General features: G+C 56.3%; 14 protein-coding genes. 3 read left to right on the plus strand and 11 right to left on the minus strand.

Annotated features, from left to right (window positions below; translation table 11 throughout):
* Positions 1–85: 85 nt before the first annotated feature.
* Positions 86–298 carry a hypothetical protein gene (locus tag MIH19_RS14335; RefSeq protein WP_249005510.1) on the minus strand — a complete coding sequence of 71 codons (213 nt, stop codon included), beginning with the start codon at positions 296–298 and terminating at the stop codon, positions 86–88.
* 195 nt (positions 299–493) lie between these two features.
* Here MIH19_RS14335 and MIH19_RS14340 point away from each other — a divergent pair, with 195 nt between their 5' ends.
* Positions 494–1,648: an isocitrate/isopropylmalate family dehydrogenase gene (locus tag MIH19_RS14340; RefSeq protein ID WP_249005511.1), complete on the plus strand. Its 1,155-nt coding sequence runs from the start codon at positions 494–496 to the stop codon at positions 1,646–1,648.
* 23 nt (positions 1,649–1,671) lie between these two features.
* On the opposite strand, the gene MIH19_RS14345 is transcribed toward MIH19_RS14340, so the two are convergent.
* Both MIH19_RS14345 and MIH19_RS14350 read right to left on the minus strand, forming a co-directional pair.
* Positions 1,672–2,241 carry a DUF1439 domain-containing protein gene (locus MIH19_RS14345; RefSeq protein WP_249005512.1) on the minus strand — a complete coding sequence of 190 codons (570 nt, stop codon included), beginning with the start codon at positions 2,239–2,241 and terminating at the stop codon, positions 1,672–1,674.
* A gap of 96 nt (positions 2,242–2,337) precedes the next feature.
* The gene (locus tag MIH19_RS14350; protein ID WP_249005513.1) at positions 2,338–3,564 is read right to left on the minus strand and encodes a pyridoxal phosphate-dependent aminotransferase; all 1,227 of its coding nucleotides are present in this window, start codon (positions 3,562–3,564) and stop codon (positions 2,338–2,340) included.
* A 182-nt stretch (positions 3,565–3,746) separates the two neighbouring features.
* Between MIH19_RS14350 and MIH19_RS14355 the strand changes: the two genes are divergently transcribed.
* On the plus strand, positions 3,747–4,730 hold the full coding sequence (locus MIH19_RS14355; RefSeq protein ID WP_249005514.1) for a D-2-hydroxyacid dehydrogenase: 984 nt from the start codon (positions 3,747–3,749) through the stop codon (positions 4,728–4,730).
* An 84-nt stretch (positions 4,731–4,814) separates the two neighbouring features.
* On the opposite strand, the gene MIH19_RS14360 is transcribed toward MIH19_RS14355, so the two are convergent.
* The 4 genes from MIH19_RS14360 to nudC form a co-directional block, all read right to left on the minus strand.
* On the minus strand, positions 4,815–5,480 hold the full coding sequence (locus MIH19_RS14360) for a response regulator transcription factor (RefSeq protein ID WP_249005515.1): 666 nt from the start codon (positions 5,478–5,480) through the stop codon (positions 4,815–4,817).
* A 55-nt stretch (positions 5,481–5,535) separates the two neighbouring features.
* A complete protein-coding gene (gene acs, locus MIH19_RS14365) occupies positions 5,536–7,482 on the minus strand; it encodes an acetate--CoA ligase (RefSeq protein WP_249005516.1) in 1,947 nt (648 codons plus the stop codon).
* A 207-nt stretch (positions 7,483–7,689) separates the two neighbouring features.
* Positions 7,690–8,532, minus strand: a complete 843-nt coding sequence (gene murI, locus MIH19_RS14370; protein ID WP_249005517.1) for a glutamate racemase — start codon at positions 8,530–8,532, stop codon at positions 7,690–7,692.
* Positions 8,529–9,413: an NAD(+) diphosphatase gene (gene nudC, locus MIH19_RS14375; protein ID WP_249005518.1), complete on the minus strand. Its 885-nt coding sequence runs from the start codon at positions 9,411–9,413 to the stop codon at positions 8,529–8,531. The genes murI and nudC overlap by 4 nt, the downstream gene beginning before the upstream one ends.
* Before the next feature lie 199 nt (positions 9,414–9,612).
* Between nudC and plsB the strand changes: the two genes are divergently transcribed.
* Positions 9,613–12,087: a glycerol-3-phosphate 1-O-acyltransferase PlsB gene (gene plsB / locus MIH19_RS14380; RefSeq protein ID WP_249005519.1), complete on the plus strand. Its 2,475-nt coding sequence runs from the start codon at positions 9,613–9,615 to the stop codon at positions 12,085–12,087.
* A gap of 10 nt (positions 12,088–12,097) precedes the next feature.
* Here the strand turns inward: plsB and MIH19_RS14385 are convergent, their stop codons facing one another.
* The 4 genes from MIH19_RS14385 to MIH19_RS14400 all read right to left on the minus strand — a co-directional run bounded on the left by MIH19_RS14385 (position 12,098) and on the right by MIH19_RS14400 (position 16,009).
* The gene (locus MIH19_RS14385; protein ID WP_249005520.1) at positions 12,098–12,925 is read right to left on the minus strand and encodes a class I SAM-dependent methyltransferase; all 828 of its coding nucleotides are present in this window, start codon (positions 12,923–12,925) and stop codon (positions 12,098–12,100) included.
* Entirely contained in the window at positions 12,925–13,683 is a 759-nt protein-coding gene (gene tsaB / locus MIH19_RS14390) for a tRNA (adenosine(37)-N6)-threonylcarbamoyltransferase complex dimerization subunit type 1 TsaB (protein ID WP_249005521.1), read from the minus strand. The genes MIH19_RS14385 and tsaB overlap by 1 nt, the downstream gene beginning before the upstream one ends.
* A 4-nt stretch (positions 13,684–13,687) precedes the next feature.
* Entirely contained in the window at positions 13,688–14,341 is a 654-nt protein-coding gene (gene adk / locus MIH19_RS14395) for an adenylate kinase (RefSeq protein WP_249005522.1), read from the minus strand.
* A 291-nt stretch (positions 14,342–14,632) separates the two neighbouring features.
* Positions 14,633–16,009 carry an HDOD domain-containing protein gene (locus MIH19_RS14400; protein ID WP_249005523.1) on the minus strand — a complete coding sequence of 459 codons (1,377 nt, stop codon included), beginning with the start codon at positions 16,007–16,009 and terminating at the stop codon, positions 14,633–14,635.
* Between the last annotated feature and the right edge of the window lie 40 nt (positions 16,010–16,049).

The raw sequence follows: 16,049 nt of genomic DNA on the forward strand, positions 1-16,049 counted from the left end.
AGCCTGGCCGGGCGAATAAGTAGCCCTGAAATCGAGGGATGCCCTGCTGCCGAAGCCAGCGATATTCCTCCATGATTTCCACGCCCTAGGCGATCACTTGGCTAACCCGCTGGTCCGACATGACCAGCATACCGTTAACCACTGCCTGTTGGTTATTATTACGCTCAATACCACGCAACAGAGTCATATCCAGCTCAATCAAGTTCGGCGGACTGGCAATCACCAAGCTGATGCGCGAATGAAAAAGCGACATCCAAACCTTCGTCACAGCCACATTCGTCACACCGGTTTTTTTCATGTCGTTTTTCAGACAACGTCATTACCCTCTCTGCGTAACCCTTTCTGCGTATATTTATGTAGGATTACGACACATTACCAACTTAGCCGTAAACAACTCATCGAATCAGCCAGTGGCATTGGCTGCCATCACAGCTACACTCATCACAACGACGCTAACGTAGCGCTTTTTTTGTTTACCGGCCAAGGAGTTTGAATGTCTGCTACAACCAACATCGCTATCACACCCGGCGACGGTATTGGCCCGGAAGTGGTCAATCAAGCCGTTCAATGTCTTGAGTTACTACGCCAACGCTACAAACTGGATCTGGGCTGGCACCAGTTCCCCTGGCCCTCACACCATTGGCATCAGCAACACGGCGAATCCATGCCTGCTGACGCTCTGGAGCAATTGCGCGCTTTTGATGCCATTTTGCTGGGTGCCTTGGGCGACCCTGGCCCGGTGACCGATCGCAATCGTTATCTGTTGTCTGACAGCGTGTCGCTGGCGCCCTTGCTGCAGATCCGTAAGGGCTTTGACCAGTGGGCGTGCGAGCGGCCCGCGCGCTTGCTGCCCGGCGCTCGCCAGTACCTGGCGGACGATCGCGCACGCGATATCGACATGCTGGTCATTCGGGAAAACTCAGAGGGAGAATACGTCAGCCAGGGCGGGCGTCTGCGCCAGGGTACGCCCCATGAAGTGGCTACCCAGATTGAAGTATTTACCCATTTCGCCAGCGAACGCATCATTCGTTACGGCTTCGAGCAGGCCCGAGCCCGAGCCGTTCACCGCAAGCAACACGACGAGACACGCCAGTTTCAGACATTAGATGGCCGCGTCTGTGAAAGCCAGGTTTGCCTCGTAACCAAACGCAACGCCTTGCGTTACTGGGGTGATCTTTATACCGAAGTGTTTGAGCGCATGAGCCTGGAATACCCAGATGTGGCAACCCATCATGAGCTGGTGGATGCCGCCTGCATGAAGTTCGTGCAGAGCCCATGGGCATTTGATGTGGTGGTGGCCAGCAATCTGCAGGGCGATATTTTAACCGATCTGGCTGCGGTGCTGTCCGGCGGCTTGGGGGTGGCACCATCCTGCAACCTGAACCCCACAGACCCAACCATGCCGTCAATGTTTGAGCCCACCCATGGCAGCGCGCCGGATATTGCTGGTCAAGGCCTTGCGGACCCCACAGCGATGTTATTTACCACCGCGCGCATGCTGGAATGGTTAGCCCACAAAGATCCGGCTATGGCCGCGGCAGGCCATGCCCTGTTTGAAGCCACAGCCGCAGATCTGGCAAAGCACGGCGGCAAGCGACGATCAACCGCCGAGATCGGCGCAGCCGTTTGTGCACGGTTAAACGCCTGACCTGAAAATAAACACCGCTGCGCCTAGTCGGCCATAACAAACTCAAGCCGGCCTGGCGCTACGCGGATATCCATAGGCACCATGCCAAACATACGCTGGGCCATGCTGCTATCGTCTAAGCGATATATCGGCATGGTTTCCAGCATTTGCGCCACTACCCGCATAACCGTGTCGGTCACGGGCTTAAGATCACCGCGGAACAGTGGTGATTCAACGCTGCTCTCCAATAGCTGTAAACGGCGAAGATACACCGCCTTTTCAGCACTGTCATAAACCGGAGCACCTTCCAGCTTCAACGAGATATCCACCGGCAGTTTTGCCATCAACACGTTGAGGGCTACTTGCCCCTTCAACCCTATGACGGCCACATCACGACCGTCCGGGCCAAGGGTAATATCCGCGTCATTCAAGCTCAGGCTTAATGGCGAACCACTCTGCAACTGCTTACGATCGTAGTCGCGCACAGCATCCTGCAGGTGGCGCTCAAGCTCACCTTCGGAAACCGCGTAGGGAGAAAGGCTGGCGCAACCGCTGGCCAGAACGGCCAGCAGGACAATACACAACCAGCGTGGGGTGTTCAAAATTCCGATCATCAGCATTGCCTCCGTGGGTTCGGGCTCTATCCTGACCCACGGCTGCCAAGCGGGCAAGGCCCGCTTGGCCTTATTGGCTGGCCATTATCAGATTGATTATAAATTCTGCTTGGCCATCCACGGAATGATGCGGTCAAACGCTGCATCCAGTCTCTCGCAGGTGGTGGAAAAACTGAAACGCAGGGCATTGGTGCAGCCCTCACCAAAGGAGTCTCCCGGTACCACGCACACGCCCGTTTCTTTCAACATCCGCAGCGCCAGGTCCGTGCCATCCACATGGGGGGGCAAGTCTGGAAACGCGAAGAACGCACCGCCCGGTTTGTAGCCACTCAGGTGAGGGGTTTGCGCAATCAAGTCCACAACTCTGTCGCGGCGCTCGCGATAAATATCCACCATGTCGTGAACGCATTGCTGGTCGCCGTTCAGTGCCGCGACACCGGCGAACTGAGCCGGCGTGTTCGCCACTGACGTAGTAAACATATGATAGCGCCGCAGCGATTTGATGGCCGCTTGGCTGGAAATCACCCAGCCAATTCTCAGGCCCGCCATGCTGTAAGTTTTGGAGAAACTGCTGATACACATGATGTTGTCCAGATCAACCGCGCAGGTTAAAACACTGGCAAATTCATCGTCATCAAAAATCAGATGATCGTACACCTCGTCGGCGTATACCTGAACTCCGCGGTAAGCACACTCCTCTAGAATGGCTTCCACGGTTGAACGCGGATACACCGCTCCGGTGGGGTTATTCGGATTATTCAAAACCAGCGCGAAGGTGCGCGGCCCAATCGCTCGGATAACGTCGTTTGGATCTAACTGGTGGTTGTTTTCCACGTGAGTAGGCACATATTTCACCTCGCCACCGTTCATACGGATCAGCGGCGCATACAGCAAAAAAGACGGATCTGTAACCAGAAACTGGCGCCCGGGTGCAGCGGTTGCCGCTATGGCCAGGTACATCGCCTCGGTGGCACCATTGGTTACCAGGATGTTGTCGCGCGTAAGCTTGCGGTTGTAACGTTTGCTGTAATAGTCGCGCAGCGCTATTACCAATTCTGGTAGGCCCGCATCCATGGTATAGCCGGTTTGGCCAGCGTGAAGCGCATCCACGTAGGCGTCAATAATGTGTTTGGGCGTGGGTAGATCTGGCTGACCAATGGACAGATGAATCACGTCCTTCATGGTAGCCGCCAGATTCACCATGCGACGAATACCGGGTATGGGAACCGCCTGCATAGCAGGGTTCCAGCTGGCTTTGGTTTTGCGGTACTTGACGGTTCTGCTTTTGGCCTGGCTGCTTTCGTGATTGGCGGACGCCACCATAAATTAACTCCTGCAAGCTGCGACGACATGAGACGGAAAAGTTCCGCTGTGACTGCAGGTTAGTCTCGTTACGCAGGCTCTACAAGCACGCATATGCAGGTTGACCCCAGCCCATGTGCTGTCCAGACTGTAAGCACACTCGTTAATCCATTCACGCTCCAGGGTTCAAGGGAAAAACACTTATGGCCACACAGAAAAAACCGGTGATTACCATTCTGACTGCCCCCGGTGATCCGCAACCCGAGGGGTTGCATGCTTTGCGGTCGCGAGTAGAAATACGTCACGCCTGGGACGAAAAAACCCTGAAAAATACCTTGCCCGGTACCTCGGTGCTGCTGGTCACTGATTTTCGTACAGAAGCGCTGGAAGCCGCCTGGCCCTGCGCCGATGAGCTGCGTTGGATTCACGCCACCAGCGCCGGCGTGGATGCGCTTATGTTTCCGGCGCTGGTGAGCAGCAAGGTGATGGTCACCAACGCCCGCGGCATTTTCGATCGCACGATTGCCGAGTATGTATTGTGCACCATTCTCATGTTTGCCAAAGACTTCCCGGCATCGTTGCGATTTCAGTCAGCGCATCGCTGGCAGCACCGCGACACAGAAAGAGTAGAAGGTAAACACGTGCTGGTGGTGGGTGCCGGCTCCATCGGTCGACAAATTGCCCGCCTAACGAAGGCCATTGGCATGAACCCCCATGGCATCGCCCGCAGCGCCCGCCCGCAAGATGCAGACTTCGTTGCGGTACACGCCAACGACCAGCTCCACGAGCAACTTGGCAAAGCCGATTACGTGGTCATTGCGGCACCACTAACACCCCAGACAGAGGGCCTTTTTGACAGCGCCGCCTTTGCTGCAATGCGTAAGGACGCACGCCTGATCAACATTGGTCGCGGCCCGATTGTTAAAACCGATGACCTGATCGCCGCCTTGGAACAGGGTCAGATTGCCGGTGCAGCGTTAGACGTGTTTGAAGAAGAACCGCTGCCGGCCGACCATCCGCTGTGGGATCGGGAAAACGTAGTCATGACGGCCCATATGGCCGGCGATTTTATTGGCTGGCGGCGGGCTCTAGTGGATCAGTTCCTGCAGAACTTTGATCGCTGGCACCAGAATAAAGAGGTGTTCAATCGCGTTGACAAAGGGTTGGGCTACGCCGCCAAAGGCTGAAAATACGGCGCCGAACAAAAACAGAAAGAAACAAAAAAGCCGACGGCTTTGACAGCACGTCGGCTTTTTGTTGTACGGTTTAGGTTAGCTGCCTGAAAGCGACTGCACCGCCGGATCAATTTCCATTTGTTGGATGGCAATCACGGCTTGAGTACGGTTGCGCACACCCAATTTTCGGAAAACCGCGGTAATGTGGGCTTTAATAGTAGCTTCAGACACTTCCAGATCGTAAGCGATCTGCTTGTTCAACAATCCTTCGGCCAGCATGCCCAACACACGAAACTGCTGTGGTGTGAGTGACGCCAGTTTCTCGGAAAAATCGGTGGCATCTGAATGCATGCGTTCGATTTTGTCCGCGGCGCCCTCAGGCAACCATACATCACCCTGCAGTACGTCCTGAATGGCCTTGGTGATGGTCGGCAGCGGCGCCGATTTCGGAATGAAGCCAGACGCACCATAGTCTATTGAACGGCGCACTACCTGCAACTGCTCCGAACCCGACACCACCACCACCGGCAAGCCAGGATACTGCCCGCGCATGAACACCAACCCAGAGAAGCCGTGAGCACCTGGCATGTTCAGATCCAGTAACACCAGATCGGCATCCGGGTGAGCCTCTATCGCCGCTTGCAGCGCCTTGATGCTGTCGACCTCTACGGTAAGAGCATCGGGTACTGCCTGGTTTACCGCCTGTTTCAATGCTGCCCGAAACAGCGGGTGATCGTCCGCGACAATTATTGTTTGTGCCATTTCACGGTATCCTTGACGGTGCCGGCGCTTGCCGAGCGATTGCTTTGAATGACGGCTACTTTAACTGACGGCTGCTGATCAGATCGTCAACAACGCTTGGGTCCGCCAGTGTGGACGTGTCGCCCAATTGATCGTACTCGTTGGCAGCAATTTTACGCAAAATGCGGCGCATGATCTTGCCTGATCGGGTTTTTGGCAAGCCCGTTGCCCACTGAATCACGTCCGGAGAGGCAATAGGGCCAATTTCCTTGCGCACCCACTGTACCAGCTCTTTTTTCAACTCGTCGGTCGGCTCTTCGCCCTGCATCAACGTCACATACACGTAAATGCCCTGCCCTTTGATGTCGTGGGGGTAACCTACCACCGCCGCTTCCGCTACTTTCGGATGAGACACCATCGCACTTTCTACCTCAGCGGTTCCCAGGCGGTGGCCAGATACGTTCAGCACGTCGTCAACCCTGCCGGTAATCCAGTAGTCACCATCGGCGTCACGGCGGGCACCGTCACCGGTGAAGTACATGCCTTTGTAAGCGCTGAAGTAGGTCTCAATGAAACGTTCATGGTCGCCATAAATGGTACGCATCTGCCCGGGCCAGCTGTCCATAATCACCAGATTGCCTTCGGCTACGCCTTCCAGCAACGTGCCTTCGGCGTCTACCAGGGCAGGCTGCACACCAAAGAATGGCACGGTCGCAGAACCCGGTTTCAAATCGGTAGCGCCCGGTAGAGGTGAAATCAGGATGCCGCCAGTTTCGGTTTGCCACCAGGTATCTACAATCGGGCATTTGCCATGACCCATCACCCGGTGGTACCACTCCCAGGCTTCAGGATTAATGGGTTCACCGACCGAGCCCAGAATTCGCAGGCTGTTACGGGTAGTGCCATCCATGCAGCTTTCGCCCTGAGCCATGAGTGACCGGATTGCTGTGGGCGCGGTGTACAGGATGTTCACCTTGTGTTTGTCGACCACCTGGCCCATGCGCGAGCTGTCCGGGTAGTTGGGCACACCCTCAAACAGCAGCGTAGTGGCACCGTTGACCAAGGGGCCATATAGAATATAACTGTGCCCAGTCACCCAACCGAAGTCGGCGGTGCACCAGTACACATCACCATCGTGATAATCAAAAATGTATTGGTGAGTCATGGAGGCGTACACCAGGTAGCCACCGGTGGTGTGCAACACGCCTTTGGGCTCGCCGGTGGAACCGGAGGTGTACAGCATGAACAGCGGGTCTTCGGCGTTCATGGGTTCGGGCTTGCAGTCTGCCGACGCATTGCCCATCAAGTCTTCGTAGCGCTGGTCGCGGCCTTCTGTCCAAGCAATATCACCGCCGGTACGAGTGACCACAATAACGGTTTTTACCGTGTGGCGACCGTCGTTTTTAAGCGCTGCGTCGACGTTCTTTTTAAGCGGGATTTTGCGGCCGGCGCGAAGGCCTTCATCGGCGGTAATCACGATGCTGGATTTGCCGTTAACCACTCGGGAGGCAACTGCTTCTGGTGAAAAGCCGCCAAAGACCACCGAATGGATGGCGCCAATACGGGTACACGCCAACATAACCACGGCGGTTTCGACGATCATCGGCATGTAAATGGTGACAACATCGCCTTTTTTAACACCCTGGCTTTTCAGCACGTTGGCAAATTTGCACACTTGCTCGTGCAGTTCGCGGTAGCTGACATTGCGGGAGTCCGACGGGTCATCGCCTTCAAAAATGATGGCGGTCTGGTCGCCACGGTTTTCCAGATGGCGGTCCAGGCAGTTGGCAGACGCGTTCAGTTCGCCATCTTCAAACCATTTAATAGACAGCGCATTATAATCGTAAGTGGTGTTTTTGACTTTGGTAAACGGCGTGATCCAGTCTACGCGCTTGCCATGCTCGGCCCAGAACTGATCCGGGTTCTCGATGGACTGCTTGTACATCGCCTGGTACTGGTCTTTATTAATCAACGCGTGTTTTGCCACTTCCGGGGTTACCGGATACACCTGTTTATCAGTCATGTTGCTCCCCTTTTTCCTGGTCTATTGTCATTATGGTTTTGAAATTCAGAGCGAGCGAACCTAACGGCCCGCCATCGGGATACCCATAGTTCACTACAGTTCACCACGCCGATGGCCTTTTGTTGAATTAGACGAACGTACTATTTAACGTGAACGTGTGGCAAAGTTGCAAAAAATGGCACCATTAAGGCGACAAATTGCGAGGCTTTAAATCTGGTCCCAAGAACCCACTATAGCACTGGGAGCAAGGCCCAGGCCGGTCATAAAATACTCTATTCCGGGGGGCGCCGACGCGCTGAACAGCGCCTGCTGCAAAGGCGCTGACGGCATGCCCGACTGCAACTTCAATGTGAGCGCTTGCGGGTGCGCTGATTTTAAGGAGACGAGCAACTGCTCTACCCTGCGCGCGATGGCATCACCACTGTCGACCCAAAACTGCACACCGGGCGCTGCCTGCTTCAAGGCAGGCAGCAGCAGTGGATAATGCGTGCAACCCAGTACCACCGTGTCTACCCCTGCGAGCTCAAACGGAGCCAGAACCTCAGCCAGCTCTGCGTGCGGCAAGGGCTCGCCCCGCGCCAGCCCTTCCGCCCAATGCACCAGATTTGGGTGCCCAATACGACACACTTGGCAGTCAGCTGCGTAATCCGCAATCAGCTGGTCCAGATACGGCCTTGCCACAGTGGCCGGCGTAGCCAGTATCCCGATACGACGATTGACACTGATCGCCACCGCTGGTTTGATGGCTGGCACCACACCCACAACCGCCTGCGATACACATTGGCGCAACGCGGGCAATGCCACTGTGCTGGCAGTGTTGCAGGCTATAACCACAATCTGGCAATCAAACTGCGACAGGGCGCTGGTTACCAGATTGCAGGTGCGCCTTATGACCTCCGCTTCGGGTTTGTCGCCATAGGGAAACCCTGCGTTGTCCGCCAGATACACCAGAGGCAATTGCGGGCACAGGCGTCGAATGCTGGCCGCAACGCTGAGCCCGCCTACACCAGAATCAAACACCAGTACACTGGGGGGCGACGCTTCGTTCACCGATTCGCCCTGCCCGCAATGTCCGCCAGAATTTCCTCAGACATATCATGAATCAGCTGCCCGGAAATGGTGGTTAATGGCGGTATGGGTGGCGTGTGATTTGGCACAAACCAGCCTGCGTCTGCCAGCTCATCCTGCTGCAAAACCAGTTCGCCACTTTCATAGTCAGCAAAAAAACCGGCCATCAGTTGATGGGGAAACGGCCAGGGCTGTGACAATCGATAGCGTATATTGGACACCTGCAAACCGGTCTCTTCCTTGACCTCGCGGGCCACCGCTTGCTCCAGGCTTTCGCCGGGCTCAACGAAGCCCGCAATCAGGCTGTACATGGGCCTGCGCGTGCGGGACGAACGTGCCAGCAGCATGCGCTCGCCGCGGCGGATAACCACAATCACGCAGGGAGCAACCCGCGGATACCAGGGTATTTCACACCTTTGGCACCAGCATGCGCGCTCGCGGGCGTGAATGACGGTGGCCGTGCCACAGCGTCCGCAGAACCGGTGATCGCGCCACCAATGCGCTAGCTGCACCGCGATGCTGACCAGCGCTACCGGGGCGTCATCGGTGTGCAAAATTACGTCGCGCAACAACAAGGGCTCCAGGCCCGCCAGGGCGCCGTCTGTCTGATTGACCACGAACAGCGGCTGGCCCTGGAACTGACCCAACGAAACCGCACTGGCGGACAGCGAAGCGACCTCATCGGCGGCCACCGCCTGCAACCACCCATTGGCGGGCTTCAGCACCATATCGCCGCTTACTCGCAACACCCAGTCACCAGTTTGCAACGGCTGTGGATCCCAACCGGCAACCCAGTTTGCTTCAAGCTCGCGACCGCTTTGCTCGCAGGTACGTTGATAGGCTGGAACATTTTTCTGAGACATGACTGAAACCCGATCCTGATATAGCACCGATGCGTGATGCTCGCGCCGGCTCTGAAGTTGTTAACTTTAATGTATCATAGCGCCTGCGGCCAAAGCACAGACAGCGCCCGCACCGTCAGCACAGAATGACGGGCCGCTTTGACCCCGCGCGCCGAGCCGGTAAACTCGACAGCTGAATTTCTACGGAGCAACACCCCCTATGGCATTTTTCCAGGGCATTCGCCGCCTGATTCTCGCCATTTTTCGGAAAATCCTGTTTCTTTGGGTGCGCACCCAGGTTACCGGTGCCACGCCGGAAGCTCTAGGCCTGACCCCGCAGCAGCCAGTGTGTTACGTGTTGCAGTACAGCTCGCTGTCCAGCCGCCTGGTGTTAGAGCAAGAAGTTCTGCGCGCAGGCTTGCCTCACGGTACTCGCAAGAAAGCGCCGAAGCCTGCTGCCGTACCCTGGTTTGTTTTTCTGTACCACCGCGTGGGCAGGCTTCTTCGGGGCGGGCGCCAAACGCCGGTAGCCACTGACAATTTCAGGGCGGTGGTTCGGCACGCTATCAAAAACCTCGATCAGGATTGGCATATTGTTCCGGTATCGCTGTTCTGGGGGCGCTCGCCCGACAAAGAAAAGTCGCTATTTAAACTATTTTTATCAGACACTTGGTCGGTGGCAGGCCGCTTGCAAAAGTTTTTGATCATTCTGGTGAACGGTCGCAACACTTACGTGCAGTTCGACAAAGCGCTGCGCCTGCAGCCGCTGCTGGAAGAATATCGCAACAGCGAAGAACTGGCCAGTCGCAAGCTGGCGCGGCTTCTTCGCACTCACTTTCGCCGGGTTCGCCAGGCCGTATTAGGACCAGACCTGTCGCACCGCCGCACGCTGGTCGAAGATCTGTTGCGCACACAGGCCGTAAAGCAGGCCGTCCGTGACATGGCCGCGCAGCAAAACATGGCCGAAGACAAAGTGCAGCTTAAAGCCTACAAATACGCTGACGAAATCGCCGCCAACATGTCGGTAGCGACCGTCCGCGTTATGGACGTATTGCTAACCTGGCTGTGGAATCGCATTTATAACGGCGTTTCGGTGAATAATATTCAAGTAGTCAAAGACGTTGCCCGCGACAACGCGGTTATCTACGTACCCTGCCACCGCTCCCACATTGACTACCTGCTGCTGTCATATGTGCTTTACCAGAACGGCCTGGTACCACCGCACATAGCGGCGGGTATCAACTTAAACATGCCGCTAGTAGGCCCCATATTGCGCCGCGGCGGCGCCTTTTTTATGCGCCGCAGCTTCCGCGACAACCCGTTGTACGCCACCGTGTTCAACGAATACATGCACGTGATGCTAACCCGCGGCTACTCCGTGGAATACTTTGTTGAGGGCGGCCGCAGCCGCACCGGCCGAATGCTGCAGCCACGGCCCGGTATGCTGGCGATGACGGTGCGTAGCTTTTTGCGCAATCACCAGAAGCCTATCGTGTTTGTACCGGTTTACGTGGGCTATGAAAAAGTGATGGAAGGCCGTTCCTATCTGGGCGAACTACGGGGCAAAAAAAAACCGAAAGAGAGCGTGTTTGGCCTGGCCAAAACCGTACGCAAACTCAACAAGTCCTTCGGCCGGGTTGCCCTCAATTTCGGCGATGCCATCCCCTTGGCCGAGGTGCTGGACCACACTCAAAGCGACTGGCGCGAACTGTCCTATGGCGATGAGTACCGGCCACCCTGGCTGAACCAGGCCGTCAGCGCTTTGTCTGCGCGAGTCGCGCAGAACATCAATGCGGCGGTCGCCGTTAATCCCATTGGCATGACCGCGACGGTGCTACTGGGAAACGAGCGCCCTGCTATGGGTGAAACCCAACTGATTCGGTTGATGGACCAGTGCGCAGACCTTCTGCGGGCCTGCCCCTATGCCGACACGGTCACCCTGCCCGAAGGCAGTGGCAGCGACTGGCTGGCGTATTCCGAAGCCATGGGACTGGTGGGCCGTCAGCCGCAAAAGCTGGGGGATATTATCGTTCTGCAAGGCAGCAACGCGATCCTGATGACCTATTATCGCAACAACATTCAGCATCTGTTTGCCCTGCCCTCACTGATTGCCTGCCTGTTCGAAAACCGCCATTCACTGACGCGGGAAAACATCGTGTCTCTGGCCAGCATCGCCTATCCCTATTTGCAGAACGAGCTGTTCCTGAAATACCAAGGCGTTGAGCAGGTCACCCATATCATTAACCGCTGGCTGGACGTTCTGATCGCCCAAGGACTGTTGCTAAAACAAGAAGACGGGCGGATTGCACGACCGGTTGACGGCACTGATGCCACGGTACGGCTCCGCTTACTGTCGCGGTTTATCATCCAGACGCTGGAGCGCTATCACATTGTGGTGGGCATATTACGCCGCTACGGCTCAGGTAAAATCACCACAGAGGCGCTGGAGGAGCAAAGCACTCTTCTAGCCGAGCGCATGTCCATTCTGTTTGGTCTGAATGCGCCAGAGTTTTTTGACAAGAACCTGTTTCGTCACTTTATCAGCGCATTACAGAGTAACGACGTGATTAACACCGACGAACACGGGGTGATTTATTACGACGACAGTCTGGACGAGGTCGCCAAAGATGCCCGACTGGTGCTCAGCGTAGAAAAACAGCTGGCCATTGAAAATGTTACCCGCATGGGGATTTAAAAGCACAGATTCAAGGTAAAGCTCGCAAGCTGTAGATATCGTAGCGACTGCTCTTACCCTCTACCCGTGTGGTGGGTGTGGCGCCCTCTATTGCCGGAGCTTTGCGCGGGCGTTTGACCACCACACGGTAACGCGCGGCGTTTAGCGCCAACTGAAGCAACTGTGGCGTGTCGTCATCCTGCCCCACCAGATGGCGGAACACCTGCATTTCTTTTTTCACCAGAGCGGTTTTATCCTGGTGGGGAAACATTGGGTCCAGATAAATAACGTCTGCCAACGCGTGTTCCGGCTCGGCGGATTCGGCCTGGCTTAGAAAATCGAGACTGCTGCCGGCGCGCAGGTCCATGCGCGCAACCACCGGCGCGCACTCAACGTTGAGTGCCGCGCGGACCAAGCCGTCTTGCAGCAAAGCGTGAATGACGGGGTGGCGTTCAAACAGAGTCAACCGGCAGCCCAGGCCCGCCAGAATAAACGCGTCTTGGCCCAGACCTGCAGTGGCATCCAACACGTGCAAAGGAGTGCGGGTTTTATGCAGACCCACAGCACGCGCCACCAGTTGCCCGGTGCCACCGCCGTGTTCGCGACGAAAACCCATTTTGCCGCTGACGAATTCGACCCGAACGGGCCCCGGTGCGCCCTTACCCGTCAACTGCAAAGCTAGCCCTTGCTCATCCAGGGTCACCAGCAAAGGAACGCTTGTTACGCGGCGCGGATCTGTAGCGGCTACCAGCGACACGCCGAGCTCTGTCGCCAATTCCTGCGCACGGTGCTTATCGCCTAGTGCCGAGCAGGCTACGGCCAGATTTACAGCCAGATTTGCAGCTAGAGAAACCTGCATTACTCGCGACCGGGCAGTTTTTGCCACGTTACTTCGTCGCGCAGGTACACAGGCTGAGCCTGCTGTGCCGACACACCGGCACCCGCGGCAAACTGTTTGGCGGCCAGGCGGGCAACGCACGCAGCTCTTGGCACCAAATCAATGCTGGGCAAGGCCACCAACGCAGAGGTCACAGCTTCGGGCATCTGTTCACTCAAAGCCCAGCCGGAACCCGCACCAAGCCAATCGGCGTTGTCGGCTCTGGCATGAGCACCTTCAACGTCGCCGGCAGAGCTTTCTGCTGCCGGCATTGCCAACGCAGATGGGGCGCACACACGCTCTTTTCCGAGCAGTACCGGTGCGCTATCAAGCAGCTGATAACAGCCCCAATATACCTCGCCCATACGTGCATCAAAGGCCACCGCCACGCGCTGGCCTTGAGTGGCGCCAGCCTGGGTCAAGGCATCCAAGGCCACGGCCGCCAGCGATGAAACCGGTATGACCGGTATATTCAGCCCCCAGGCCAGGCCTTGCACCACGCCGGTGGCAATACGCAACCCGGTAAACGACCCCGGCCCGCAGGCGAAAGCAACGGCATCAAGATCAGCAGGCTCCAGCCCGTGTTCCTGCAACAAGCTGCGAACCATAGGCATCAGCAAGCGGGTATGGCCCCGTGGCGCAATTTCAAAACGCTCATAGGCCAAACCCGCTTCTGCACTGCCCAGCCAGAGAGCCGCCGAGCAGCCTGCAGCCGAGGTGTCCAGTGCCAGTAATTTCATTTGCTTACTTCAGCTTGGCGCTGATCTGGGCGCGAATATCGTCCAGACTGCCAATGCCTTCAACTTGAACATAACGTGGCGCGCTGTCTGCATTTTTGGCAGCCCAATCCTTGTAGTAACCGATAAGCGGAGCGGTCTGCTGGTGGTAGATACCGAGGCGTTTGCGCACGGTTTCTTCAGTATCGTCTTCGCGCTGAATCAACGCTTCGCCGGTTTCGTTGTCTTTGCCTTCCACTTTTGGTGCATCGTACTTGATGTGATAGATGCGACCACTGCCTTCGTGCACGCGCCGGCCTGACAGGCGGTTAACAATTTCTTCATCGGCAACGGTAATTTCAACCACATAATCTATGGCAATACCCTGATTATTCAGCGCTTCAGCCTGAGGAATAGTGCGCGGAAAGCCGTCGAGCAAAAAGCCATTTTTGCAATCCGCTTTCTGGATACGCTCATCAATCAAAGCAATGATGATGTCATCTGACACCAAGCCACCCGAGGCCATTACTTCTTTGACCCTACTGCCCAGATCCGACTCGGCCTTGACCGCGGCGCGCAACATGTCGCCGGTGGAGATCTGAGGAATATCGAACCGCTCTGTTATGAACTGAGCCTGTGTACCCTTACCGGCGCCCGGGGCGCCCAACATAATGATGCGCATAGTTTATGCTCCTGAAATGATGACTGAATTGAAAAAGCTATGGCAAAAACAGGTGCTTTTGCCGCAGCCTCTCGACTTTTTTTACCCGAGTAAAGGCTCGATAGTGGCGCATTATACGAAGTCGAGCCGGCAAGCGAAAGCCGACCTCAGTATCATGCCCGTTTGTATACAGTGGAATACCGAAACGAAGCCTTCCCTGGCCCTGTAGTGCTTAAAGTGCTAAAGAGTATTAAAGAGTGATGAGAAGAGCGTTAAAGAGTAATTAGGACTGATCAACCGTGGTCCGCGCTGTTAACTTAACGCCGCCGCCATAGCGTCAAGATCATCGGCCACATCGGCAACTTCCCCACGGGCCTGTTCCAGATCGCTCTGCTCCAAGCCTAGCTTCACGGCCAGAGCATCGGTATCGTCGGGAACAAACTCATCACCAATACCGATGTCTTTAAGAAGAGCGTTTGCCAGCATCACTGCATTCACATAAAGCTGATGCTCGCCGTTGTATTCGCCGCGCTGGTGCATGGCAGCCGCCTTTATAACCGGCCCCGGCAAGTTCCACAACCGATGCAGAACACCACCGATGGTGCCATGGCCCACCGCCATCATGGATGGGTCAGAGCCGCCGAATATCTGCTGCTCCAATTGCTGCATACTGGTTTCTGGTTCGGCGTCACGCAACTCGCTGAGGCGAGCGTACTGTGCTGGAAACAGGTGCGCGATAAGCAGCAGCCCAAAATTATGTAAAAGCCCACACATGTAGGCCATACCGGATTCGGCACCGCAGCGCCGGGCCAGGCTGGCGCTCAGAAAAGCACAATACAAGGAATGGCGCCAAAATTGATCGATCCCTAACGGGCCCTCACGAGGCACATCAAAGGCTTTTATTGCGGCAATGCCCATCGCCACATGGGCCACCCGTTCAAATCCCAACACACGTGCAACCGCATCTTGCACCGAATTGATCTGGCCGCGATAACCGAACAGCGCCGAGCGGGCGTAACGTAGCAGCTGTGCAGTCATGCTGGGGTCTAGCTCGATCACCTCGGCCAACTGTTTTACCGTCGCCTCGGGCTTAGCCGTCAGTTCCAGAATGCGGAAAGCCAAAGCCGGCATCGGCGGCAGTCGATACAGCTTTTGCAGTTTGGCAGCAATCTGATCCAACGTTAGCTGGTTTATGCTGACATCAGGCGCCAGCCCTGTCGCCAACCCTGTTACGAGAGGCCCTTTGCGGGCGCCAGCCAAAGCCAGGCGCAGACAACGCCCCTCCAGCACCAAAAGCCGGCAATTGGAGCCACTGGCTAAGAGCGCCCGGGGCAAGTCGTCTAACTGGCTGTCTGCCAGCATAGGCAAATTATAGGCTGCGCCCAGCGGCGGCAAAAAACCCGAATCGCAGTCGTCAAACAAACGGGCAACCTGGCGTTCGGTCAGCACCTGCATCTGACGCCCCGTCAGGCGATATACCGCGGCGAGATCTACCTCGCCGTGCAGGCGGTGGGTGACCATTAGTGCGCCCTTGCTGTCAATCAGCACCGTGCCCGTTATGACCGTCGACAGCGACTGACCGGTGGCGCTGACGGCTGCCTCCAACGTGGTCGCTGGCAGCAAGCCCAGTGCCTGAAACGCAATGGCCTTACGGGCCAGAAACAGCTCAATTCGCGTTGCAGATTGCAAAGTTCAACTCCAGCGATGTGCATGACAAAACAGCAGTGGT

Origin of the sequence: Marinobacter sp. M1C, from assembly GCF_023314135.1 — a bacterium.
Lineage (GTDB): Bacteria > Pseudomonadota > Gammaproteobacteria > Pseudomonadales > Oleiphilaceae > Marinobacter.

What these genes read in the sequence shown, in the direction of transcription:
- MIH19_RS14335 (WP_249005510.1), bottom strand. Translation starts at nt 298, where the DNA reads ATGAAAAAAACCGGTGTGACGAATGTGGCTGTGACGAAGGTTTGGATG.
- MIH19_RS14340 (WP_249005511.1), top strand. Translation starts at nt 494, where the DNA reads ATGTCTGCTACAACCAACATCGCTATCACACCCGGCGACGGTATTGGC.
- MIH19_RS14345 (WP_249005512.1), bottom strand. Translation starts at nt 2,241, where the DNA reads ATGATCGGAATTTTGAACACCCCACGCTGGTTGTGTATTGTCCTGCTG.
- MIH19_RS14350 (WP_249005513.1), bottom strand. Translation starts at nt 3,564, where the DNA reads ATGGTGGCGTCCGCCAATCACGAAAGCAGCCAGGCCAAAAGCAGAACC.
- MIH19_RS14355 (WP_249005514.1), top strand. Translation starts at nt 3,747, where the DNA reads ATGGCCACACAGAAAAAACCGGTGATTACCATTCTGACTGCCCCCGGT.
- MIH19_RS14360 (WP_249005515.1), bottom strand. Translation starts at nt 5,480, where the DNA reads ATGGCACAAACAATAATTGTCGCGGACGATCACCCGCTGTTTCGGGCA.
- acs (WP_249005516.1), bottom strand. Translation starts at nt 7,482, where the DNA reads ATGACTGATAAACAGGTGTATCCGGTAACCCCGGAAGTGGCAAAACAC.
- nudC (WP_249005518.1), bottom strand. Translation starts at nt 9,413, where the DNA reads ATGTCTCAGAAAAATGTTCCAGCCTATCAACGTACCTGCGAGCAAAGC.
- plsB (WP_249005519.1), top strand. Translation starts at nt 9,613, where the DNA reads ATGGCATTTTTCCAGGGCATTCGCCGCCTGATTCTCGCCATTTTTCGG.
- MIH19_RS14385 (WP_249005520.1), bottom strand. Translation starts at nt 12,925, where the DNA reads ATGCAGGTTTCTCTAGCTGCAAATCTGGCTGTAAATCTGGCCGTAGCC.
- tsaB (WP_249005521.1), bottom strand. Translation starts at nt 13,683, where the DNA reads ATGAAATTACTGGCACTGGACACCTCGGCTGCAGGCTGCTCGGCGGCT.
- adk (WP_249005522.1), bottom strand. Translation starts at nt 14,341, where the DNA reads ATGCGCATCATTATGTTGGGCGCCCCGGGCGCCGGTAAGGGTACACAG.